Raw genomic sequence first — 24,233 nt, 5'->3', positions numbered from 1 at the left:
AATGCGATCGCAATCACGCTGGTCGCGCGCATTTTACCCCAAAATGTGCGCTATCGCCACGAAAAAAACCAGTGATTGAATTTTTAGATTGTTCATTTTTAAACAATTCACTCAAATAGGGTGTGGAACAGTCTGATTTAACGTCATTGAATGCAATATTTCAGTAACACAGGCACTATAACATTAATTTTAAAAGAAATAATATAAGAAGTGATTTACGGATTTGTTAACAAAATTCGCTTTAGTACGAGCTAAAATAGCCCATACTAAAGCAGAATTAAAACAAGCACCTACAAGAGGAAGAAGAGGTGAGACAGTTAAAATCTGGCCTGATATCCAAGGTAACTCAGCATCTCGCCTTGAGAAGTAATGCCTAAATTAGACTGTTGACTGACTAAATCCTCGTCAAGTAAGTTTTCTATACGCAAATAAACTTCGTGCACATTAGAAATATGATAGTTAGCTGCTAAGTCTAGCTTCCATTGTGTATCAATTTGTTCACCGCCATTAATGGCAGTGGCATAACCCATTTCTGATTGATATAAAGCTTGGGCGATGACACTAAATTGACCCATTATTAAGCCCGCATTTAAAGCTAATTGTTGCTCAGGTACCCAAGGAAGTTGTTCGCCTTTTACATAAAGACCGATTAAGTCGTTAAAACCAGAGTCTCCAAACTCAGCTTGGCTGTATTGGTATTGAGCAGAAAGAGGGATTGAAAAGCTATCAAAGCCGACAGTGTAATCGACCGACAAGTCGATGCCGTTAACGGACGTATCGTTAAAATTGTCTTGTACATAACGCTGTGAATAATCACACGCCATACTCCACATACAAGTCACATGTTGATTATCAAAGTCTTGTACGTAAGCATTTAAACCAACATTTAGTGCATCATTGCTATAGCCAAGTGCTAATTGATACTGCAACGACTCCTGCGCTTGTTGCAATGCATTGCCCGCTGATGCAGCTGTCCAAGCTTGCTTAGCTGAAACAGCCGCTTTCCAAGCACCTGTGGTATAGGCAATTTCGATTGCCGGGATCCAGCCATCATCAGAAAAATCAGCCGCCTCTATGCCATAGGCTTCAACGTCAATTTCGCGAGTAGTACTGACACTTTCAAAGCTCAAGCCTAAGTTTATCGACAAAGCGCCATAGTTGAGTTTGGCGTCAGCGCTGGTAATGAGTACGTTAACATCGTCGATATAAGCTAGCAGCGCATTATCAATATTGGTGCTCGCAAGACTTCTATCTTGGCTCCAGGTCCAATCTTGCTGGCCAAAACGCATTTTGGCTTTATCTGAATGAAACAGCGCACCATAGGTCACTTGATGAGCGCCATATTGACTTACACCTTCCGTTTGCAAGCCATAGCCCGAATATTGATTATCTTCAAGCATAGAGCCTAAAGCCAAACCGCCTGTAGTCGGGGCTTTATCAAAAGCTGAAATCGCTGATAATTCTGTTGTACCAATAAACACGCCAGATAACGAGTTTAATTGCGAGATTTGCTCATCATAGGATTGGTAATAAAAATCGGACATCACCACCGAGCCATCACTAAGATTAACAATATGGCTCACTTGATACTTATGGCGCTGGCCTTCACGGTTATCATTTTCGGTAGCCGAATACGCCCTACCCGGTTTAGCCTGCCAATCTTGGCTGGTTAAACCGATATTGGAGTGATCATTTTCTGAGTTAGTGTATTGGTACATAAACTCTGTCGTTTGTGGGTTTCTAGCGCCAGCAAGACTATCAGCATTAATTTTGAACATGATATCGGTTTGGCTGTGGTCGCTATCAAGGTTGGTCACAAAACCTGTTTCTTCGGCGGTATTTTGGTAATCCACCGCAAACAGCATGCCGTATTCTTTATTTAAGCCACTGGCAATGGCGCCCACGCGGCCACCACCATTATCATTAATTTCGATGTTAGCCTGAGCATCTAATTTTGTTGGGCTGATCTGCGCCGTGGTGTAATCCACACTACCAAAAGCCCCTTTACCGCCTTTTGTCACTCCAGTCATGCTGGCTGTAGTCACTTGGGTTTGTAAGGCTAAATTCGGTTGTAACACTAAATGAGGCGCTGAATAAGGAGACGGTGAAAAGGATACTCTATCTTGAGAAATCGCAATGCCATTGACCGCGCCGCGATGACTGATGTCAGTGGTTTGCCCCATGGCAGCAGGCATGATTGTCATTCCTGACAATGCTAGGGGTATTGTACTGCTGCGATAATGAAATGGAGCTGTCTGAGGCTGGTCGAGTACAACAGTATTATTTGATTCATCCAAGGATGCCGTCACAGAGCTTGCAGCAAAACTTGAAGAATGACACACAAACAGCACAGCAGAAGCAATTACAGACAAGCTGAATTGGCCTTTAGACATGGTTAACTCCCAAAATACATCATCGGCATCGCAATCCGCTACGCCTTTATTATTATAAATAACATCCTATTACTAACTTTTAACAATAACGTTTTCATGCAAATAAAAACAGTATTTTAATAAAATTAACCACAAAAAAAACAAAGCGGCCGAAGCCGCTTTGGTGTCAAACTAAAACCTAGGATTAACAGCTAGCCTATAGCGTACCTAAAATGTCGTCACTCAATTTAAGGTCATCATTACGATTGACACTTACACCAGCGGCAATGATTGCACGAGCAATATCTTGGGCTTGATCAAGTGAGTGCATGTCATAAGTGCCACACTGATACTCATTTAATTCAGGGATCTCACTTTGTTCAACCACTTTAAGTACATCACCCATTGCTGCAAGCCACGCATCGGCAACAACCCGCTCTGTCGGCTGACCAATTAAGCTCATGTAAAAACCGGTGCGACAACCCATTGGCGATATATCAATAATTTCTACCGAGTCACCATTCAAATGATCACGCATAAAACCGGCAAATAAGTGCTCAAGGGTATGAATACCACGTTCACTTAAAATATCTTTATTTGGCGTACAAAAACGCAAGTCAAATACCGTAATGGTGTCACCTTTAGGTGTACTCATATGCTTTGCGACACGCACAGCAGGAGCTTCCATTCGTGTATGATCAACAGTGAAACTATCAAGTAAAGGCATGACTCATTCCTTAAGGCTAAGTAAAAGATGTTTGGCATCATAGCATCAAAATTGAAACCAGACAGCTATGTAAACATGGGATAAACCGGAGTTATCTTCATGTAATAACCTGTCTGTGTGACAAACTGATGACCGATACTTATTACTTTTATTAAAACACTAAAGACTAAAAAGCAAAAAACCTCATCTAAAGACGAGGTTTTGATTTTTAAGCTAATTTGGCTAGTTTGCCTTAATCTACAATGACCATAAATGGCCTTATGGATTAACCTTTACAATTTGGCGTTTTAGGCACTGCATCTAATGCTTGCCACTCAGCCTGAGTATATGCATTAATGGAAAGTGCATGCACGCCGTTGGCTAACTCATCCGCTAACACAGCATTTATTGCTCGGTGGCGGGCAATTAATCGCTGCGCTTCAAACTGCTCACTCACCACCACCACTTTGAAGTGTGTTTCTGAGTTAGGCGGCACATGGTGGCGATTGCTTTCATTAAGCACATCTAAATGTATCGGACTAAAAGACTGGTTCAGTTTATCGCTAATGATTTGTTCAACTGACATAACAAACTCTTTATAACTACATTTTAAAGTTTGAAGACTACTGCTTAACTCCCCATAAATCAAACTAGCCAGTCGGCAATCTGATTTAAGTGGCAATTTTAGTTAACAATGCAAGCTAACCTAGTAAGTTAAAGATTACGCTGATGAATTATCCCTTCAATTGATGATAGCCGACAATTAACTGCCTAAAGGTTAGATTTAACCGACAGTTCTTAACCTTTAAACGCTTTGGTACTGCATGCTGCCACTGTGATTGCATCCCTTGATGCATAATGAGTAAATCACCGCTTTCAAGCTCAACGTTTTGTTTTATATTGAGGCTTTTATGCCGTAAGGCAAAAGTTCGACTGGCGCCAATACTGACTGACACAATTGCGCTATTGGCTACTATTTCAGGCTCATCATCACTATGCCAGCCCATAGAATCTAAACCGTTTTGATAACGATTAACCAATACCCCGTTGCAATTAAACTGCAGTTCATCCCGCAGCCGCTGCCTTAAATCTGCTAATAAGTGTGGCCAAGGCTGCGGTGAAATTAATAAAGAAGAATATTGATATTCACAACCAGGATCAGCAAACCATACTTGAGCGCGAGGGATAGGATGCTGTTTACCAAAAAGCGTAATTATCGGTTTTTCAAAGGGGTAGCTATCGGCATCGGCTAGCAACTGTTGCTGCTCCCCGCGTGATAAAAAGCCCTTTATATACGTTATTGGCGCAGTTATTGGCGCGCCATGGCTCTTGGATTTAGCGCTGGGGCTATTTTGATTGTCACTGCTGTGCTGATCAGATAATTTAAACTCGATTTGTTTCACCCCCGCCCTCCTTTTGCCTCTTAAAGAGAGGCTAACGTTGACAACCGACACTTTGTGACTAATCCTTTAGTATATCAATACATTATTTTACACTTTTCTAACATTAACTCACTAAACTTTATGAGAGCCTAAAATTACAACGTAAGCTGTTTTATTAAGCTAGGTGAACCGCCTTAATGTTTATCCCAACACCGTCATTGCAGCAGCGCCGCCACTATCTTATCGGCGGTTTTAGCACTGTTAGTCTATAAAAGATAAAGGTAGTTTATTGCACTTATGAAATGGATATTGGATCTGCTTGTCAATCTAAGCATTATGTTCTGCTTAAGCATTGCCATGTTCAACATCAGCAATGCCCATGCTGAAAAGCTCAACTTAACTGAGACTTACACCGCGCCAATAGGCCAATCTATAGGGTATTACACCGAAACAGATCGTATTAACGCATCGCAAGCTTATCAATTATTCCGTAATGGCCACTTCCAGTCAGGCAGCGAGGAAATTAGCAACTACGGCATCGGCTCTAACCCTGTATGGATTAGTCTATCCATTAATAATCCAACTCAAACTCTGATAAACCGCATCATCCACTTTGATAATTACTGGCTCGATGAAGTCAGTGCTTATTGGCTAAGCTCAGATAGAATTGCTCATTTTGAGCACCAAGGTGATCTATCGCTATTTTATAAACAACCGACTTTTCAACCCAGCTATAATTTTCAATATAGCTATCCACCAGGTATAACCACGGTATTAATTAGGCTTCAAACCTTAGATGCCATGGTCATTCCGGTATATTTATTTGATGAAAGCCAAAGCGCTCAAAACAGTATATTTAACTCCTATAGTTACGGTTTTTTATACGGCGCGATTATTGCGCTGCTGATTTATAACTTTATTTTATTTTTAGGCTTACGTCTGAGAAGCTACTTTTACTACTGCCTATACCTGCTTAACTTTCTAATATTAAATATGGCATATAGCGGTCATGGTTCGTTATGGCTTTGGCCAAATTCGCCTTATTGGCAACAATGGGCTGTGCCAATCCTTATGGTCACCTTCTGCTCCAGTGGCATTGTATTCGCGTGCCACTTTTTACGTCTGCGATATCAACTGCCGCTATTACATAACATCTTAAAAAGCTTATGCGTACTTTTTCCAATATTGATGCTGTTGGCAGTGATACTGCAAGACCGAGTATTAGGGTTGATTTTTGCTTTTGATTTGATGCTGTTATTCAGTGGCTTGATGATTGTATTAGGGGTGCTGTCATTAAATTTCGGCAATATTTCCGCACGGTTATTTTTACTGGCTTCAATATCATCAATGATAGGTATTGCCATAACCGCGCTTGCGGTGTGGTCATATATTCCATTTAATGACTTTACTTATCGCGCTGCTGAAATAGGGGTAGGTATTGATGTACTTTTACTGGCATTAGCATTAACTGAGCGATTTAGACGAATCGAAAATGAAAAACTGATCGCAGAAAAGATGGCTCAAATGGATCCGTTAACCCTGCTTAATAATCGCCGCGCTTTTTACCAATTAGTGGAGCCGCAATTTAATCAAGCCAATGGCACTATGGAATCGCCGAGTAATACCCCTTCTATCGTAATGATTGATATCGATAAGTTTAAAGATATTAATGATAAATATGGGCATATTTTTGGTGATTTAGTCTTGGTTAAAGTCGCATCTATCATTAGAGATACCCTACGAAAAAATGATATTGTGGCGCGCTGGGGTGGCGAAGAGTTTATTGTTTTTTTACCGCAAACGGCTGCAAAAGAGGCCGATAGTTTAGCAATGCGGATTTGTGAAAATATTGCCAAACTCAATTTGCAGCACCAACACGTTAAAGTGCAGGTTACAGCCAGTATTGGCATAGTGACCAGTAATGCTGAAATCTATCAATTACCAGCCTTAATTGAACAAGCCGATAAACACCTATATCAAGCTAAACGAGCCGGCAGAAACAGAATATGTAATAGTGAACAGGCATTAACCCATAGCGTCGCCAGTTAAAGATAGCTCAAGTGCTAATGTAATTTTATCAAAATGACTGTTTACCCAAGCTCCATTAATCGGCCCCCAATCCAGCAGCTGATAAAAACCCGCATTGTGTCTTTGCCCCTGCTGTACAAATTGCACATCAATGCCTATGTCAGTGAAAGCTGCTATGTTGTCTTGCAAGGTGCGTCTTGGCATTTGGGTCTGCTTTTGTAATGACAACAAATTATGCTGTTGCTGCTCAATGAGTCCCGCCAGATAGATTTTACGTAAAAACGCTTTTTGCGCTTTAGAGACAGGTCGCACTAAAAATCCATTATTAGCCGCTGCAGCAGTTACTTTTTCCATATTACTCAATCCCATATACTATATAAGCTTAAAGTAATGGATTATGAGTGGTTAAGAAAGACTAATCGACACTTATTATTCATCAATCTCTACCAATCAAGCTTTTAGTAAACAAGCTTTTAGCAAACAGTTGCGACTAACTTAGCAAAAGGATTTATATATGTCGGCCACACCAGAATCAGATGTGACAGTAGCTAGCACCTCAGAAAAACTGCTCATAGCTGAGGCAAAGTGGCAGAGCTATACAGAAGTGACATTAACCAAGGTAGATAAAAACTACCCGAAGCAAATATTCAGCCAAAGCATTGGGCTGTTACTGTTAATATTAGCCGCGTTAGTTGTCGTCATGACATTAAACCAAGCCTTAGGGCGTAATGAATACCTCATCATTAGTGGAGTATTGATTGCCGGAGTCGTGCTGACATTGATCCGCTTTTTGGCGGCTAAAAAGTTGCGCTACGGCGTACTTGAACATGAAATATTAATACGCCAAGGCTTATGGTGGATAAAGACCACAGCTTTACCTTATAGCCGCTTGCAGCACGTGAGTTTGTCGCAAAACCCATTGCAAAGGCGCTTCAACTTAGCCACCATAAAGTGCTTCAGTGCTGGCAGTGGCGCGGCAGAGATTTTCCTCCCGGGACTGAGCTTTACCTTGGCAGAAAAGTTAAGGCAGCACTTACTGAATAAAGCCTCTTATCATCAACAACCGCTCTCCTCAGATATAAGCTCTGACATAAGCTCTAATATAGGCTCTGGCATAAGCTCAGATACAAGCTCTAATATAAGCTCTAATTTAGGCTCCGACATAAGCTCTAATATAGCCTCTGATATAAGTTCAGATACAAGCTCAAATATAAGCCCTGCAATAAACACTGAAAAGCCGCTAACAAAAGAGGCCGCTGATGAGTAACCAGCCAAATGAGCCTCAAAAAGATAACAAGATTTCAGTAGCGCATTCTTCACTGCAAACCTCTGAGAATCCTTCATCACAAGCAAAAAAAGCGACTTCAACGTCAAGCTCAAAATCCACTACAACTGACAAAAATGTCAATGCCTTAACCCAATGGCAATCGCTGTCTCCTTGGTCAATGCTAAGCTTTATTTTTGGCAGCGCAAAAGCCATTTTATCTAATGGTTACGCCATCATTCCTGTGGTGTATGCCGGTTGGCAGAGTGGTTTTGATTTACAAATGGGCCTGCTCGGCTTTGTTGCGGCAATACTTTTACTGACTATATTCTCATTCATTCAATGGCGAACCTACCGCTTTAAGCTTTCAGGGCAACAACTCAATATTAAACGTGGGCTGTTTTTTACCCGTAAAGATGAAATCCCACTCAACAAAATTCAAAATATTCGTTACAGCCAGCCATTTTATTTCAAGCCATTTAAGCTCGGCACCTTAATCGTTGAAACTGCAGGCTCAAAAGATGACGAAGCGCATTTATCGGCGCTAGATGCAGCCCAAGCCAGCAAGCTTAAACAGCAATTACTGCAACTCGCTCCCCAGCAGCTTGCAACTAATGACGCTGTCGATGAAATCAGCACTAAAAACACTGCCAATAGTGTTAACACACCTAGCGATAAAACCCACAACACGATTGTAGTGCGTAATTTAAAGCAGCTAATCCAATTTGGTTTTTATCAAAATAATTTGATTTGGTTTGCGGTGATAGCAGGCCCCATTATGGGACAAATTAAATGGGAGCAGATCGTCGAGCTTCCTATTATTCAACAATTTTGGAGCGCTGTTGTCAGCTATAGCGGCCCAAGTATTGCTCTACAAGCCATTGCCATTATGCTGACATTGTTGTTGGTATATTGCCTGTTTTCAATAATTTCTATTGTGGCGGCAGTACTTAAATATCATCCTTATACATTAGAAAAACAGCAACAAACCCTGCAGCGCAGCGGCGGGGTGATCTCCCACCAGCAAGACGCATTAGCTATTCGCCGAGTGCAGCTAGTGCACTTTAGTCAGCCATTTTTAGCTAAATTATTAGGCTTATGGACACTGTATTTTAAGCAGGTTAAAGGCCAAGAGGTTGAGCAAAAAACTACTGAGCATATGTTACTGCCCAGCGTTAAAACTGCAGAGATTGCTGCAATATTGGCGCAAATACCGCAATTAGCAGGCGGGACAACTAATATCCCAGCGCGATACCAAGCTATTGCTTTGGCATGGTTTTTAAGACGCGGCTTGTTAATGTACATTCCAGCGCTATTAATTTTAATCTTTACCGGCTTAAATCCGATCTCTGAAGTGGCTTTATTGATTGCTACTGCGGTTATGGGACTAACATTTTTGCGGTACAAGCAGTGGGGCTATGTGATTGAAGATGAAGTGTTATGGCAACATAGCGGCTTATTTGGCCATCATTGGAAACGGATCCCTTATGAAAAAATACAGCACGTATCTATCACCCAAACAAAAGGGCAACAACGCAGCAGTCATGCCTATATCGAAATTGGCCTAGCTAGCGGCAGCTTAACTCTGCCCTATATCGCTGAAAAAGACGCCTTATTCATTGCCGAAAAAGCCATGCAAACCATTAAGCAAGATTACCGTAATTGGATATAAACGCTTATCTTAATGGCATATTGGCTAATGGTGAATAACTAGCTCTAAATAATCAACCAATGCGAGTTAGCGCTAGTTAGCACTTGTTAACTAGCACTTGTTAACTAGCGCTACTTAACCACAAGCACAGGACAACTGGCCTGATTAGCCACCTCTTCAGCAACATTACTGTGCAGAAAATGCGCTAGACCACTGCGTCCATGGCTGGCAATCACCACCATACCAATGTCGCCTTTGTTGGCCTCATCGACAATTTCTTCAATGGCATCACCACGCCTAATTACGGTTTCGACCTTCAAGTCAGTATTTAAATCAGCAAGTAAATTTTGCATTTTGGTGGCTGCAGCCTCTTCCATGCTTTTAGCGAGTTCCTCAGGAGTAATAGCCAAAATCATGTAGTTCTCGTCACCAAGGGGCTGAGAAACCACATGTAAAATACGAATACCCACTTCATATAAATTGGCCATTTCAATGGCATATCGCAGCGCATGGGATGCCGTTTCAGAAAAATCTGTTGGCCATAATATTGAACGTGAACGCATGTGAGTTCCTCCTGTAGATAAAATAAGTGAGCTTTAGCATTAAACAAACTTATCCCACTTATTTAAGTAAATATAGCTAGCGGTATAAAGTAAACTAAAAGTATGAACAATTTCAGTCACTTTTCCATAAGCATCATCACTGTAATCATGACCATAGTTATAAAAAATAACCATCGTTAACATGATAGTTTCAGATACAAACTACTTAAATATCCTCCTAATTAAAGTGTAGTGCAAATAGTAAAAAACCACCTTGACCCAGCTCAAGAATCCAAAGGCTTGCAATTAGACCTAACTCAGCACATACTAAACCGACTAATCAGTCGGTTTTTTTAATTTATTGAAATGATGTCAGTATCAATATCACTCTAGGAGCGCTTTATGAATATGGCCGCTAACAATGTTCAGCAAAGTCCATTAAAACAATTACTTCAGCAGCAACGCCAAGCCTATCAGTCAATGCCTGCGCCTAGTTACCAATCCAGAGTTGATAAACTCAATAAACTCAAAGCCGGCTTGCTCAGTTATAGTGAGCAATTTGTTAGTGCATTAGCCACAGATTATGGCCATCGCTCAGCCAATGACACCATGATTTCAGACATCATGCCTTGTGTGAATAACATCAACTACAGTCTGAAACATCTAAAATCATGGATGAAACCCAATAAACGCCATGCAGGGTTATTGCTGTCCCCTTCTTCGGTCACAGTGCATTACCAACCCCTTGGCGTTGTTGGCATAATCGTGCCGTGGAATTTCCCTGTCATGCTGGCTGTTGGCCCGTTAATTACCGCCATTGCAGCAGGTAATCGCGCCATGCTTAAAATGTCAGAATTTACCCCAGACACCAACCAAGTATTGATTCGCTTATTAGCAGAGATATTTAGCCAAGATGAAGTTGTCGTAGTGGAAGGCGAAGCCGATGTTGCCGCGCAATTCTCAGCCCTACCCTTTGACCACCTATTATTTACAGGTTCTACAACAGTGGGTCGCCATGTCATGCGCGCAGCTGCTGATAACCTCACCCCAGTGACTCTTGAGCTAGGCGGTAAGTCACCAGTCATTGTAGCGCCTGATATTGATATCGATACTGCTGTTGAGCGCCTTATTTACGGTAAGTGTTTAAATGCAGGCCAAATCTGCGTCGCACCCGATTATATTTTATGTCCAGAAGACAAAATCGATGCGCTAATCAGTGCCTACAAAACTCGTTTTAATAACATGTACCCAGATTTTGCCAGTAATGAAGACTACGGCAATGTGATTAATCAGCGTCAATACAGTCGCTTACTCGCGGTACTTGATGACGCTAAACAAAAAGGCGCGACCATTCACCCCGCAACTGAGTTCAGCATTGATAGCGAAATACGTAAATTACCAACACAGCTAGTGACCAATGTCAGTGCTGATATGGCCATTATGCAACAAGAAATCTTCGGGCCATTACTGCCGATAATCGGTTATAAAGACCTTGATGAAGCCATTGAATATATCAATAACAATGAGCGCCCATTAGCGCTTTATATCATGAGTTTTGACAGTCAAACCCAGCAAAATATTATCCAACAAACCCACTCTGGTGGCGTATGTATTAACGAAACTATCTTCCATGTGGCAGCCGATGACGCCCCGTTTGGCGGTATTGGCCCTTCAGGTATGGGCCATTATCATGGTAAGGAAGGCTTTTTGACTTTTAGCCATGCGAAAACGGTCTTAAAAAGCGGCAAGTTCAATTCAGGTTTATTTGTGCACCCGCCTTATGGCACTAAAATCCAAGCCTTGTTGATGAAGTTTTTCTTACGCTAATGCGCTAGATAAATGCCAATAATTGAGTGTGCGATTATCGCCTTGGTGCTAAACTCGCACGCTCAAAATCCCGATTGATAAATCGCTCACTCATCAACACTCCTTTAATAAAGAGCCCATTAATAAATAGCTCATTGAAAATACGAACAGCATATGACCCAAACTGTAGCCAACAAAAAACCTAAAGTAGACAAGAAACAAGCGATACTCGATAGCGCTTTACAGCTATTTGTTGAGCAAGGGTTTCATGGCACATCCACCGCATCCATCGCTAAAAAAGCCGCTGTCGCCACTGGGACATTATTTCATCACTTTCCCAGTAAAGATGATTTACTCAATCATTTATTTGTTTCAATTAAACAAGAATTTGCTGATGACATTACTCAAGCATTGTCCACCTTTGACAATGCTGGCGAAGATTTAAAAACCGATGCCGAATACCTTTGGCAACAAGCGATTGATTGGGCCTTAAAGCACCCTATTAAGCAGCGCTTCTTTTTGCAATTTTCTATGTCCAGCGACATTGATGCGGCAATTCGCGGTCAAGCCATGAACGGTATTTTGCATTTTGTAGTGCAGCTTATTAGTAAAGGCCAGCAACAAAAGATTATTGCTGATTTTCCAGTTGCGCTAATGCTTGAAAACTGTCACGGCCAATACCTTGCCGCTATTCGCTATTTTACTGACAACCCGCAATGGGGCAATGACCCAAGCCAGCGCCAAGCAAGCTTTGAATTATTTTGGCGCTCAATGAAAGCTCAGTAATCTACTTTTATATTCAAAACCTCCTTTAAAGCCAGTTAGCTGATGACTGGCGAAAGGTGCTAAGCCTTAACCACGAACCGCTTCAGCAAATCTCTTTCGGCTCCAACCATACAATTGACCCAAGCATACAATTGACCCAAGCATGCACTAGATCCAACTATACATTTAATAACAAAATATTATTATCTTTATAAAATTTGATAATTTTATTAAATCATTACTTCGCCCTATACTTCTTCCATCAAAACGAACAAGCAACAACTTAGCAATTAACGTATAAAGCGAGATTATTATGAAAATGAGTCATGTAGGTATTATGGTTGGTGACATGGATAAAGCCGTCGAGTTTTATACCCAAGCATTAGGTCTTGAAATTGTCATGGGCAATTCAACAGTCATCGAAGAAAAACAAACTGCCATTGGTAGAATGTGTATTGCGGTATTTGGTGATGGTTTTAAAGGTTTTAACATCGCCCACCTCGTCACTTCTGATGGCATCGGCTTTGAGTTATTTGAAATGAAAGACCGCGAAGAAAGACATCATGTCGACTTCACTAAAATCGGTATCTTCCATTACTCGTTAGAAACAGATGACTTTGAAGGCGTTATCGAGCGAGTTGAAAAATTCGGCGGTAAAGTCAGAATGGACATCATGCGCTATCATCCAGAAGATGGTAATAAGCCTTACAAAATGGTCTATCTAGAAGACCCATTTGGAAACCTATTTGAACTGTATTCTCATACTTATTCAGAAACTTATTCTTCTGAATACACATAAGAATTAAAGAATTTTAAAAAGCAGCTAACCGTGGTTAGCTGCTTTTTTTGTATTAGAGAAGTTTGTAGGCAAGTATTATTTAAGCGCCTAAATCACTTTTGGACAGAAATGAGTTTGTGCATTCCCTCAATATAATAAATTTGGATAAGTTCAGATAATGCTAGAAAACTCTGGGGCTCACTACAAAATATACCAACTTTAAACTCATTTTTGGGCATAAATGCGTTACAGCCACCAACTTTATACTTCGTTTATATTGGCTCTTTTTCAGTAGTCCATTACTTCAGTTTAATCTATTGCCTGCCGCAGGTGCTATATAGAATATACGAATGTCGCGATCACATAGTCAATGATGTTCCCTACATCATAATGACATCTAACCCATATCCCTATGAGTTAGATGTGAAACAGCGACCTTATGTGCAGATACAACTGCGAGACGCTGCACTCTTTATTCCGAGAACTCGTGAGCTTGGCATGGAAGCCAATTCAAATTGTAATACTTCATCTAAACAGCAACATTGCCCTGCTTATAACACCTTAAAGCATCATCACTAAGAGTCAGCCTCAAAACGAGCCACTCTGGCTTCAGCCTCTGTGCAGCCGGTGCTTTGTATCAACTCAGCTAAGGTGGTACTCGGGCGTTCAGTGAGCAGGCGCACCAGTTTTACGGCTAATGGTTCTAACTTGTCACTATGTTCAAGCAGTGCGATGTTTAGCTTTTTAATCAGGTAGGCAAACTCATTATTAGTTTGCCCTGATAACTGTGCGGCAAAAGACTGAATATTAATGGCATCTCCCACGAGTTGCCAATTGCGAGAACGACGCACTCGCTTAAGCTCACAACCATATTGCGTAGCCATATCTTTAGCCTGCTTGGCGGCGCTGCCACCGATGCGATGAATAAGCGAAGGCAGTGCAATGGTGATATCTTCATTCATAGGAGGATTGGTTAATACTCATTCAGGGCCTTTCATTAATAATGAATCATACCCCAATAACACCAATCTAAACATGAGAAAGCAGCTTGGCGAGTTAAAGTGCACTACTTTTTCAAAGACTTAAGCTGACCTGTTTAAGTTCAGATAAAAAAACGCCGCATTGCTGCGGCGAAAAGGAGGTTGGAACGAAAAAAGCTTAACGCAATATTCAGACCTCTTGGCCCAATAGCGTAATTAAAACTAGCTAGCCATGGCTAAAGAAGGCTTGTTTTCTGGTAACTTCACCATGAAAGAGATGACGGTTGATAATACGATAAGTCCTAGCATTAAGTAGAAAGTCGGAACAAAGCCACCAAATAACGAAGCGACAATAGAGCCAATGATGCTGCCGATACCAAAGCCAAGATAAATAAAGCCATAAATTTTGGTTAAGTTGTTAAGGCCAAAGAAGTCACTCACTAGCGATGGGAACACAGTAATGGTGCCACCAAAACTAAAGGCGATACAGGCAACGGCTAAGTAAAAGCTCCACGCATTTAAGTGAACAAATAACAGTGAACCGACCCCCGCTAAACATACAATAAGCGCAATGCTGATGACTTTCATGCGATCCATTTTGTCAGATAACACACCAAGAACTAAACGACCTGAAAGGTTAGCCACCGCAATCACTGCCACTGCAGATGCTGCTGTTGCCATACTTAAATGTACATAACCTTCGCCAATGTCTTTTGCCACACCAATCACGTATAAGCCACTCATACAGATGGTTAAAAAGATTAATGCTAGTACCCAAAACTGTGATGATTTCATTGCTTGCGCCAGTGTAAAGTCTCTGTTTGCAACGCTGTTTTCTGCGGTTGAGACTTCTTGAAGGGGGGCATCTTTCATCATTAATCCACCCGCAATGACTAGCACCATGGCAATCACAGCCCATGTATCAAATGTCATCGCCAAACCTGAATGGGTCAGCATATACATGTTGATGTATTTAAAGCCTAAACTGCCAAGGCCATAAGCACCAATAGCACAAGCAGACACTAAACCTTTACGTTCAGGGAATAATTTAACGCAGTTAGATAGGCTCATTAGGTAACCGGTACCATCAGCAAAACCCACTAACAGGCCGCCACATACATATAGCATTAATAGGCTATCTGCATGCGCAGTAAGAAATAAGCTCGCGCCGATTAATAGCCCAGCACCAATGGTGACATTACGAACCCCAAAGCGCTCTTGTAACTTGCCTGACACTGACGAAGCCACGGCTAGTGATAAACTTAAAATACCGAAAGTAAACGCCACATTACTCACTGGAAGCGACAGTTTCTCAGCTAACGGGGCATTGAATAAGCTCCATGTGTATACCGAACCCAAGGCGAACTGCGCCAAAATGGTACCAATAAGCGTCATAATACGCGCTCGGTTTGATATTTGTGCTGACATAGTGTCACTCTCCACAGCAATAATTAATGATTAATTTAACAATATGGTGGTCAAAATACGGCTTTTTGAGAGGAAGACAAGAGTCTGAATTAACTAAAACATGAGCTGTAAAATAGCGGCATCAAATGCAATATATCGGCATGAAATGCATTTATGGGGGTTAAATGCTGAGTGAGCTTATCTGCAGTAGCAAGGGTGGTTGTATCGTTTTTTGAGTCGTCTTTATGGGTAGGCGGTGTTGAATAGTTCGTTAGCTAGCCAATGACAGCAGCGGTTATAAGTTCATCAGTGCTCGAAAGGTTTTTATGTTACTGCGACTCACCAGCACTTCACCGTCAATATCGCGCAGTTTTAACAGATAGGTGCTATTGGTCCAAGGGATGATCTCACGAATTTTATCGATATTAATGCAATAGGAACGATGGCAGCGAAAAAACGATTCGCTCGGTAAACATTCCATCAAATCAGTAATGGTATAAGGCACATGAAACACCCCTTCGCGAGTATATACCTCAGTGATTTTTTCGTTGGCAACCGCATAATAAATATCACTAATATAGCTGACCACAATGCGGTTGTTTTGGGTTAAATTAATGGTCTGATTAAGGCTGCTGGCCTTAGGCTTGGGCTTGTCGGTATTCACTGGCAAAGACTCGACATTGATATCTGCCGCTGGTAGGTGTTTTTGAGCTTGCTCAAGTTTTTGCAACACCCCAATAGCCCGCTGCTCATTAAAAGGCTTGAGCAAATAATCAAATGCTTCTAACTCAAAGGCATCTGCGGCGTGCTCTTTATAGGCAGTCACAAACACGATATGCGGCTTTTCAGAAAATTGATGAATGTTTCTCGCCAATAACATACCGTCAATGGATGGAATATTAATATCAAGAAATATCACATCCACTTTATTGCTTTGCAGGTATTTAAAAGCTTCAAGACCATCATCGAAGGTCGCTACCACTTCAATCTGACTATGGGTTGCGATCAAATAAATCAGCTCTTCTCGTGCTAGGTATTCATCTTCTACAATCAAGGCTTTTAACATAGCTCCCCCTATAGTCTTCTAATGAATGAAAAAAGACATCTCAGTGCCTTTTGTCAATGCAGTAATCTCTAAGCCAGCACCATAGAGTAGCTTTAACCTTTGGTGTACATTCATCAAGCCGATGCTCGTGCTGTCTATGGTTCCTTGGTGCAACTTATCAATCAAAGCCGGATCGATGCCAACCCCAGTATCACGAATGGTAATTTTCACCCGATCATCTTGCTGCTTTTTAACCGTAATCAGCACCTCACCAGGATAAGACGCAGGCTGAATGCCATGTAAAATGGCATTTTCCACCAGCGGCTGTATCAGTAAGCTTGGCACACAAGTGTGTACATCATCAATATCAAAGCTGACGGTTAATTTAGGCCCAAATCTCGCCTGCTCAATCGCGGCATAATCCCGCACCTGTTGCAGCTCTTCTTGGATATCTATCAGCTCATCAGTGTGATCTAAATTAAAGCGCAAAAAATCCGCTAGTTTGGCGATCAATTCTCGAGCTTGCTGAGGCCGAATACGTATTAACGTAGAGATAGCATTGAGGGCGTTAAATAAAAAATGCGGATTAATTTTACTTTGCAGCGCCGAAAACTCTGCTTTTGAGGCCATGGTTTTTAACTGTTCGATGCGCGACACTTCCATTTGGGTAGAAATCAGCTGCGATAATCCCACCGCCATTTCCCGCAGTGAAGACTTAATTTGATAAGGCTCACGGTAAAATATTTTTAAGGTACCAGTAACGACATTGTTCTCCATTAATGGAATGATTAACAATGAATGAAAGTCATGGGCATCAAGGTTATTGCTAATAATTTGTTTGCCTGTGGCAACGGCTTGCTCGGTCATCTCGTTAATTTTATTGTGGGGCTCTAGGTAGTTTTCTTGACCTATACCCACATAAGCCAGTACTGAGGTGGTATCAGTTATCGCCACCACATCCGCTTGTGTATCAAGGCGGATGATCTGGCAAACCGCAATTAACGACTGACGATCATTTTGACGAAAATAAGGTAAGGTTTTATTGGCAATATCTAAGGCCAATTTTGCCTGCTGCGCAGCAATCCAATCTTTTTCATCGTCAATATCTTGCACTAACTTGATAATCAGCCCGATGGACACAGTGCCCAATATCATCGGCAAACCAATGTGACGCACAATCACCATTGCCTGCTCATAATCATCTGAAAACACCACAATCAGCACCATGGTCAGCACCTCGCAGATAACCCCCGCTAAAATGCCATACCAGGTATAGTGTTTTTTATCGACACCGACATGTATCCAACTTGCCAGAAAGCCTGCAAAAATACTCGATATTAAACAGGCGGTTGAAGTCGCGCCATCAAGATCAATTAAGTAACGATGCAGCCCTGAGATGATACCTGCTGGGATCCCCACCCAAGGGCCAAAAAGGATACCGCCAGATAACACTGCAATAATACGCACATTAACCAAGGAGCCATCGACCTCAATGCCGGTGTAGGTGCTCATAACCGCAAATAAAGTAAATAACAGCGACATCATCGCCATCTCAATCGGTTTTCGATTTGGTTTGGTGATGATTTTTTGAAAGCTGCGGGTGCGAGTAAGCAAAAACAGCAGCATCAGCATTAAGGCTGCCCGTTCAAATACGGCGATTAACATCATTAATTGCTCGGTATACATAGCAGCGCCTCTAATAAACCCAATTGATAGCAATAGGTATAAGAATTATATGATGAAATTTTTACAATGCCAGTATTTGACCTTAAAGGTAAATTGTAGAAAGGTTTATATCGATTAAAGAAGTTTAAAATTTTCCAAGCTTAAAAAGCTTGCCAAAAAATGCCAAATGAACAGAAAATTGCCACAAACCAAGCCAGTGAGCGCATAGTTGATAAGCCCTTTAAGTACAGCAAGTGATAGCTCACTCTAGCAACCACATGCACCATAGCTAACGTCGAAACAGTAGCATTAACATTATCAGTTGCGATCGCGGTTAAACTGCATAAACCAAAAACGATCAAAGATTCAAAGGCGTTTTGATGCCCTGCTAGTGCTCTTGCGCCAAAACCGGTTAACTTGGCTTGCTGTGCCCGCGGATGTGCATTGTCATAACCGCCGAGTTTTGCCATTGCCACAGCAACTGGCCCCTTGGCTAAATAGGGTAATAAGATTGTGATAAACAGACAAATCAGTAACGTTTGCATAAAAGCAGCCCGAGTAAGTTAAGGTCATTAATTACTAGTAAATCATTAATTACTTTTTAAGCCCAATGTTTTATTCAGCTAATGTTTTATAAATAATTGATTACCCATGGACCATTCCACCCTGTAAAACCGTTACTACTAACTTATGCACAGTCATCAGAATTTATTTTAAACAAAGTGATTCATTATTAAGCCTTTAAAATCAGAAACACACCTTGGTTAAATTAGCTGTCAGTCATAACAGCCTAGTAACAGCTTCACCAATGCAACTGATACAGCGCCCTGATTGAGGTTACTAAAGGTAATCCTCCAGCAATGAACCCCAGCCTACTGACAGCATAAATCTAACCATTTTATGCACAATATCGATAAGTTATACTTTAGCTAAATTCTTTAGCTCAAAGCTTTAGATCAAAGCTTTAGCTGAGTGCTCTGTTCACTGCAATTTGAGCCACTGTCACGATCGCAACCCTTCACGCGTTCAGGGTTTGTCAGTCATTGCTAATAAATAGATAAACCATTGGCAGATTACGACTCTAATACTCGCCACCCTAGCTGTATTATTATTAAACAACAACAGTTGTTTTTATGCACATTTTTTAACTACTTATTCCTAAAAATCTTTTGACACCTTTGTTAATGAATTGTTAAGTTAGAGCTTGTGCTCCAGCTGATAATGAATTGGAGTGACAAAAATAACCTCATGAAAAAGAAGGCTAATTGATTAGTTACTTTTAACCATCGTGTATGTAATGACGTTTATTTCGTGATGGATAATAATAAAAACACCCACAAGGAAGCGCTAAATTATGAACAGATTACTGGTTCTCATTTTACTCTTTGTCAGTTTACAAGTTTCAGCTAAATCGTTACCACCGATACTCGATCATCTGCCTGTGTGCACGCCAACAGTGATCGATGGCATCTATGTGGAAAATACCCTTAAAAATAGCTCAAATGATAAATTAATAGAAACCAGCTTTCGCCTGATCCAGAAAAAAGCCAAACAAAAGCGGGTCGATGCCGTCATTATTACTAATTTAATTGAAGCCAATAAAATTATTATCACTGCTGACTTAATTGATTTTTGCGACGAAGATGACCGGTTATCTTCGGTGAAAACTGCTTATAATCAACTTAGTCGTAAACCCATTAGCTTTAAAAAACCGGCGCCAGCCACTAAGGTTTCAACAGCAGCAACGACCAATCGCATTACAGCTAAACCCAAAACGACCACTGCGCCACAAGTCACTTTAGCGCAGTCACAAATTAGCCCTGCGATTACAATACTGTCAGAAAAAGAATTATCTAGCCTTGCAAGAGAAGCAAGCTTTCCTTCAACTAATGTGACTCTATCTAGCGCCTACGGGGTTAGCATTGATGATTCAACCCAACGTCTGATTGAATTACTAGGTCCTGCCAGCGCTTTATTTACCCTAAAAGATCAATCCCAAGCATGGCTATATGGCCGCGAGCTGTGGTTTATTATCGACAACAATAAAATTCAGCAAATATCCTATAAAGATCGCTCATTACTTAACTACAATGGCAAAAATTTAATTAGCTACAACGAAAGGTTTGATAATAACTGGCTGATTGATGATAAAGCCGGATACCGTGATGAAGTACTGCAAGTGCGCAATAAGCTTGATTATTTAAAGCAAACCAGTACTGAAGAATATATCGTCTCCAATCATAAAAACTTACTGACGTTAGAGTTTGATGAGTTTTCTTCTATCACCAGCGATGAGCCTGAATTACTGCTCACAGGTTTCACCTTTAAATCAAGAAAATACAGCCGTGATAATGATGAGATATTATTTTCGGAGCTCAATAGCCAAAAGTTAACTGAAGTACTTTTACCTACTGAGAACAATCAACCCAGCACGCTCGATGCGCTAGTTAACCGTTTTGTGCCTAATGTTATTCAATTTTCAAACAACGGCGTTTGGAGTTTACTGTCAAAAAATGTGCAGGTTAAGCATTACAATAATGTCATTCAAAAAGTAAAACTCTCTGAGAGTATTAACTACCCTATTGAGTCTGATGAGCAGTTTATGGCTTATTTAAAATCCATTAATATCCCAGCCACCCGTGAAGCTATGTTGGCACACTTTAGCGATCAAGCCAGTGCATGGTATGAGATCATTAATGTCGAAAGTGATGACTTTGTATTAAAAGCCGAGTTCACCTCTGAAGATGATGATGCGATGTTGATTTCATTGGAAGTTGAGTATTTATAAACAGCTCTTATACGTAGCACTTATCAATAACAATCATCACTCGCTTAAACAGTGATATTGTTATTAATACTATGATTAACACTTCAAAAAAGCCCAATAGAGACTATCTATTGGGCTTTCTTTATTCTTACCGTTATTAACTAAGTACGACTACTCATTTGGCAGCCACAATTTAACGCTTAAGCCTTTCTCTTTACGATTTTGCATGGTGATATGGCCACCATGAGCTTCAACTATTTCGCGGCATAAGGGCAAACCAATGCCTGTGCCCGATTGTTTAGTTGAATAAAACGGTAATAAGGCTTGAGATAACACCTCGCTAGACATACCTAAACCGTTATCTTCAATGGTGATCACCACCCCAACTAGCGGATGACTGACCTCTAGAAACGCCACCGTGACCCCATCTTTATCAGCCCCAGATTCTTGGGCATTTTTAAGCAGATTGATTAACACTTGCTCTAATTGCACACAGTCTAAGGCAATGGCTTGTTGCGGCAATGCTGAAGTTAAACTGAACCGATACTGCTGGGCTAGCTGCTCGATTAAATTATCCCAATTAACTGGCGCCTTTTTCGGTAAGGGTAATTTAGCAAATTGGGCATAATGGGAAATAAACTGGCTTAAATGGGCGGTGCGATTTTCGATGGTATCGAATATCAGCGCTAATCTTTGGTTATCAAAATCTTTAGTGAGTACTCTGCCAGAATTGACCATTGAAGCAATAGGCGCCACAGAGTTATTCAACTCATGACTGATAATGCGGATGACTTTTTTCCACACCGCTACTTCTTGGCGATTAAGTTCTTTGGTTAATTGTTTAAGTAAAATTAAATGGTGACGTTGATTATTTTGATTAAATTGCCCGCGGGAGATATGCCATGTTTCGATTTCACCCGCGCTATCATCGCTTAACCCTTCGCCATTGGCATCAATGGAAAACAAGCCTTCATGTTCACTCTCTAATGCCTGCTTTAACGCGCTTGGTAACACTGCAATCAGCTCTGAAAGCAACATGCCTTCAATTCTAATCCCCTGATTAAATAAGTGTCTGGCAGCATCGTTAGCATAAATAATTCGCTGATTATCATCCACCAGCAACATGATGTTAGGCGAGTTTTGTATCACTTTATCGAGCATTAATTCACGCTGATAAATAAACTGCCGCTCTTTTCGCAGCTTGGCCGAGGCTTGATTGTATAAACCAGCCAGTTCATTCAGTTGCGGCTCAGCATATTCAGGTAATGACACACTAAATTCATTATCTTTAAAGTTAAGTAACCCAACTTCCAGCGCTTGTAAACTTTCAGCCAGCTGACGAGTCAGGTACATACTGAGTAAAAAACACAAACCCAGGCTCACAACCACCGCGGCCCATAAGGACTCATCCCCAAGCCATTGCCATAGACCGTAAGCCAGCAACAATGACACTAAGGTGCAGACTAAATTTGACAGTACCAGTTTGTTACGTAGGCTCATTTAAGGTTTGTTCTCTAAGTTGATGTTCAATAACCACGCAGCTGAGCAAAAATTTACTTATTTACTGACAAGCCATACTTTTCCATCCGCCGATACAGTGCTTGGCGACTTAACCCCAGTGCTTTAGCGACTCTAGAAATCACCCCATTATGAGCCGTTAACGCCTGTTCAATTTGTTGCTTATCAGGCTCTACAGTGGTGTTTGTCGACGTAACTGTGTGGTCTTGAGTAGGAAACTCTTTAGTAAGAGGTACGTTGTGCGATGAAGTCTTTGTTAGTGCATTCTGCTCTGTCAGCGTTTGCAACATTGACAACCCTAAATCAGCACAGCTTAGTTGTGATGATTTAGCCAGTAATACCGCCCTTTTACAGACATTTTCAAGCTCACGTACATTGCCCGACCAAGGATGATTTAACAGCGCTTGCTGCGCCTGTTTATCAAAACTAAATGTCTCCCCGACAAAGAAACTCGCTAAGGGTAATATGTCATCAATGCGCTGATTAAGCGGCGCTAACGCTAGTTCAATAACATTTAAGCGATAAAATAAATCTTCTCTAAACTGACCATTAGCAATGTCTTCGGCTAAGTCGGCATTGGTAGCACTGATGACACGTACATTCACTTTTCGAGTTTGATGACTGCCTAAGCGCTCAAACTCACCCGTTTGTAATACCCGCAATAATTTGACTTGCCCTGATAAAGGCAAGTTACCAATTTCATCTAAAAATAACGTGCCACCATCTGCGGCTTCAAAGCGGCCAATGCGTACTTTATTAGCGCCAGTAAAAGCCCCTACTTCGGCGCCAAACAGCTCTGCTTCTAATAACTCCATTGGTAAGGCGCCAATGTTCACTTTGATAAACGGCTTATCTTTTAACAATGAATTGGCTTGAATAATGTCAGCTATTTTATCTTTACCTGCGCCATTGGGCCCGGTGATCATCACCGACACATCAGAGCGCGCCACTTGCAGTGCTAAGTCAATGCAACGTTGCATGGCGCCGCTGCCAAATACCATACCGCACAAGTCAGCGTCTTTAATGGCGCTCATGCGTTCAGAATCAACCCGAGACAATTGATTATTCTGTTTTGAAAGGTGATAAATCGACAGTAAATTGCTGATGCTATTGAGCAACTTGGCATCATCCCAAGGTTTACCCATGTAATCGGCAGCCCCAGCTTTAACCAGCTCAACCGCGGTTTCTAGCTGAGTCCAGGCGGTCATTAAGATGATAGGTAAATTGGGTTGTTGTTCCCGGAGGGTATAGAACAGCTGGCGGCCTTCTTCACCTGAGGTGGTGTCCTGGGTGAAGTTCATATCCTGAATAACCAAGCTGATATCTTGCTCTGCAACAATCAGCAAAGCCTGCTCTGGGGTTTCGCAGCTTAATGATTTATAGCCATGAATATCCAACATTAATGTCAGAGCGCTACAAATGGCATGATTATCATCAACGACTAAAATACTATCCATGTGTGTTCATTGTTCTCTTTTTTAGGGATACCCTTATGGGGTTCAAACTACCGTAAAATAGCCTCATTTACGAGGGTATCTTACGGTTTACTCGAGCATT

At 41.3% G+C, this 24,233-nt stretch carries 21 protein-coding genes; 8 read left to right on the top strand and 13 right to left on the bottom strand.

The features are described from left to right. Nucleotides 1-317 precede the first annotated feature (317 nt). The 4 genes from Q4533_RS07960 to Q4533_RS07945 all read right to left on the bottom strand — a co-directional run bounded on the left by Q4533_RS07960 (nt 318) and on the right by Q4533_RS07945 (nt 4,481). Nucleotides 318-2,393, bottom strand: coding sequence for a TonB-dependent receptor (locus Q4533_RS07960; RefSeq protein ID WP_102477146.1), 2,076 nt, complete (start codon nt 2,391-2,393; stop codon nt 318-320). Nucleotides 2,394-2,589: 196 nt separating this feature from the next. Then, complete coding sequence (gene luxS / locus Q4533_RS07955; RefSeq protein ID WP_102437963.1) at nt 2,590-3,099, bottom strand: S-ribosylhomocysteine lyase; 510 nt, start codon at nt 3,097-3,099, stop codon at nt 2,590-2,592. Between the two features lie 265 nt (nt 3,100-3,364). Further along, nucleotides 3,365-3,664: a BolA family transcriptional regulator gene (locus Q4533_RS07950; protein ID WP_102437964.1), complete on the bottom strand. Its 300-nt coding sequence runs from the start codon at nt 3,662-3,664 to the stop codon at nt 3,365-3,367. Nucleotides 3,665-3,812: 148 nt separating this feature from the next. Beyond that, nucleotides 3,813-4,481 (bottom strand): alpha-ketoglutarate-dependent dioxygenase AlkB, encoded by a 669-nt coding sequence (locus Q4533_RS07945; protein ID WP_241903504.1) that lies wholly within the window; start codon nt 4,479-4,481, stop codon nt 3,813-3,815. A gap of 336 nt (nt 4,482-4,817) precedes the next feature. Here Q4533_RS07945 and Q4533_RS07940 point away from each other — a divergent pair, with 336 nt between their 5' ends. Next, nucleotides 4,818-6,509, top strand: coding sequence for a diguanylate cyclase (locus Q4533_RS07940; RefSeq protein ID WP_303502567.1), 1,692 nt, complete (start codon nt 4,818-4,820; stop codon nt 6,507-6,509). Here Q4533_RS07940 and Q4533_RS07935 read toward each other — a convergent pair. Further along, a complete protein-coding gene (locus Q4533_RS07935) occupies nt 6,486-6,842 on the bottom strand; it encodes a winged helix-turn-helix domain-containing protein (RefSeq protein WP_102437967.1) in 357 nt (118 codons plus the stop codon). The two genes, Q4533_RS07940 and Q4533_RS07935, sit on opposite strands and share 24 nt — an antisense overlap. 160 nt (nt 6,843-7,002) lie before the next feature. On the opposite strand from Q4533_RS07935, the gene Q4533_RS07930 reads away from it, so the two are divergent. Both Q4533_RS07930 and Q4533_RS07925 read left to right on the top strand, forming a co-directional pair. Beyond that, complete coding sequence (locus tag Q4533_RS07930; RefSeq protein WP_102477141.1) at nt 7,003-7,755, top strand: PH domain-containing protein; 753 nt, start codon at nt 7,003-7,005, stop codon at nt 7,753-7,755. Next, complete coding sequence (locus Q4533_RS07925) at nt 7,748-9,424, top strand: PH domain-containing protein (RefSeq protein WP_303502566.1); 1,677 nt, start codon at nt 7,748-7,750, stop codon at nt 9,422-9,424. The genes Q4533_RS07930 and Q4533_RS07925 overlap by 8 nt, the downstream gene beginning before the upstream one ends. Nucleotides 9,425-9,534: 110 nt before the next feature. On the opposite strand, the gene Q4533_RS07920 is transcribed toward Q4533_RS07925, so the two are convergent. Then, complete coding sequence (locus tag Q4533_RS07920) at nt 9,535-9,966, bottom strand: universal stress protein (protein ID WP_102437970.1); 432 nt, start codon at nt 9,964-9,966, stop codon at nt 9,535-9,537. Between the two features lie 381 nt (nt 9,967-10,347). Between Q4533_RS07920 and Q4533_RS07915 the strand changes: the two genes are divergently transcribed. From Q4533_RS07915 to Q4533_RS07900, 4 genes are all read left to right on the top strand, one after another. Beyond that, nucleotides 10,348-11,772 (top strand): coniferyl aldehyde dehydrogenase, encoded by a 1,425-nt coding sequence (locus Q4533_RS07915; protein WP_303502565.1) that lies wholly within the window; start codon nt 10,348-10,350, stop codon nt 11,770-11,772. A gap of 153 nt (nt 11,773-11,925) precedes the next feature. After that, the gene (locus Q4533_RS07910; RefSeq protein ID WP_102477138.1) at nt 11,926-12,537 is read left to right on the top strand and encodes a TetR/AcrR family transcriptional regulator; all 612 of its coding nucleotides are present in this window, start codon (nt 11,926-11,928) and stop codon (nt 12,535-12,537) included. A gap of 292 nt (nt 12,538-12,829) precedes the next feature. Beyond that, entirely contained in the window at nt 12,830-13,315 is a 486-nt protein-coding gene (locus tag Q4533_RS07905; protein ID WP_303502564.1) for a VOC family protein, read from the top strand. A gap of 369 nt (nt 13,316-13,684) precedes the next feature. Further along, complete coding sequence (locus Q4533_RS07900; RefSeq protein WP_303502563.1) at nt 13,685-13,873, top strand: hypothetical protein; 189 nt, start codon at nt 13,685-13,687, stop codon at nt 13,871-13,873. Here Q4533_RS07900 and Q4533_RS07895 read toward each other — a convergent pair. The 5 genes from Q4533_RS07895 to Q4533_RS07875 form a co-directional block, all read right to left on the bottom strand. Then, nucleotides 13,870-14,256 (bottom strand): ribosome recycling factor family protein, encoded by a 387-nt coding sequence (locus tag Q4533_RS07895; RefSeq protein ID WP_102438627.1) that lies wholly within the window; start codon nt 14,254-14,256, stop codon nt 13,870-13,872. The genes Q4533_RS07900 and Q4533_RS07895 overlap by 4 nt on opposite strands. A 240-nt stretch (nt 14,257-14,496) precedes the next feature. Then, nucleotides 14,497-15,702 carry an OFA family MFS transporter gene (locus Q4533_RS07890; protein WP_102438629.1) on the bottom strand — a complete coding sequence of 402 codons (1,206 nt, stop codon included), beginning with the start codon at nt 15,700-15,702 and terminating at the stop codon, nt 14,497-14,499. 274 nt (nt 15,703-15,976) lie between these two features. Continuing rightward, nucleotides 15,977-16,747: a LytTR family DNA-binding domain-containing protein gene (locus Q4533_RS07885; protein WP_303502562.1), complete on the bottom strand. Its 771-nt coding sequence runs from the start codon at nt 16,745-16,747 to the stop codon at nt 15,977-15,979. 18 nt (nt 16,748-16,765) lie between these two features. After that, the gene (locus Q4533_RS07880; RefSeq protein WP_198589937.1) at nt 16,766-18,412 is read right to left on the bottom strand and encodes a LytS/YhcK type 5TM receptor domain-containing protein; all 1,647 of its coding nucleotides are present in this window, start codon (nt 18,410-18,412) and stop codon (nt 16,766-16,768) included. A gap of 140 nt (nt 18,413-18,552) precedes the next feature. Continuing rightward, nucleotides 18,553-18,936: an MAPEG family protein gene (locus Q4533_RS07875; RefSeq protein ID WP_102438632.1), complete on the bottom strand. Its 384-nt coding sequence runs from the start codon at nt 18,934-18,936 to the stop codon at nt 18,553-18,555. 809 nt (nt 18,937-19,745) lie between these two features. Between Q4533_RS07875 and Q4533_RS07870 the strand changes: the two genes are divergently transcribed. Further along, entirely contained in the window at nt 19,746-21,179 is a 1,434-nt protein-coding gene (locus Q4533_RS07870; RefSeq protein WP_303502561.1) for a hypothetical protein, read from the top strand. A 150-nt stretch (nt 21,180-21,329) separates the two neighbouring features. On the opposite strand, the gene Q4533_RS07865 is transcribed toward Q4533_RS07870, so the two are convergent. Continuing rightward, entirely contained in the window at nt 21,330-22,658 is a 1,329-nt protein-coding gene (locus Q4533_RS07865; RefSeq protein ID WP_303502560.1) for a PAS domain-containing sensor histidine kinase, read from the bottom strand. Between the two features lie 53 nt (nt 22,659-22,711). Continuing rightward, entirely contained in the window at nt 22,712-24,133 is a 1,422-nt protein-coding gene (locus tag Q4533_RS07860; protein ID WP_303502559.1) for a sigma-54 dependent transcriptional regulator, read from the bottom strand. Nucleotides 24,134-24,233: the final 100 nt, after the last annotated feature.

The sequence above is a fragment of the Shewanella sp. 6_MG-2023 genome (genome assembly GCF_030547195.1).
Taxonomy (GTDB): Bacteria; Pseudomonadota; Gammaproteobacteria; order Enterobacterales; family Shewanellaceae; genus Shewanella.
The sequence above is the reverse complement of the archived record's forward strand: the minus strand, read 5'-3'. Positions and strand labels throughout refer to the sequence as shown.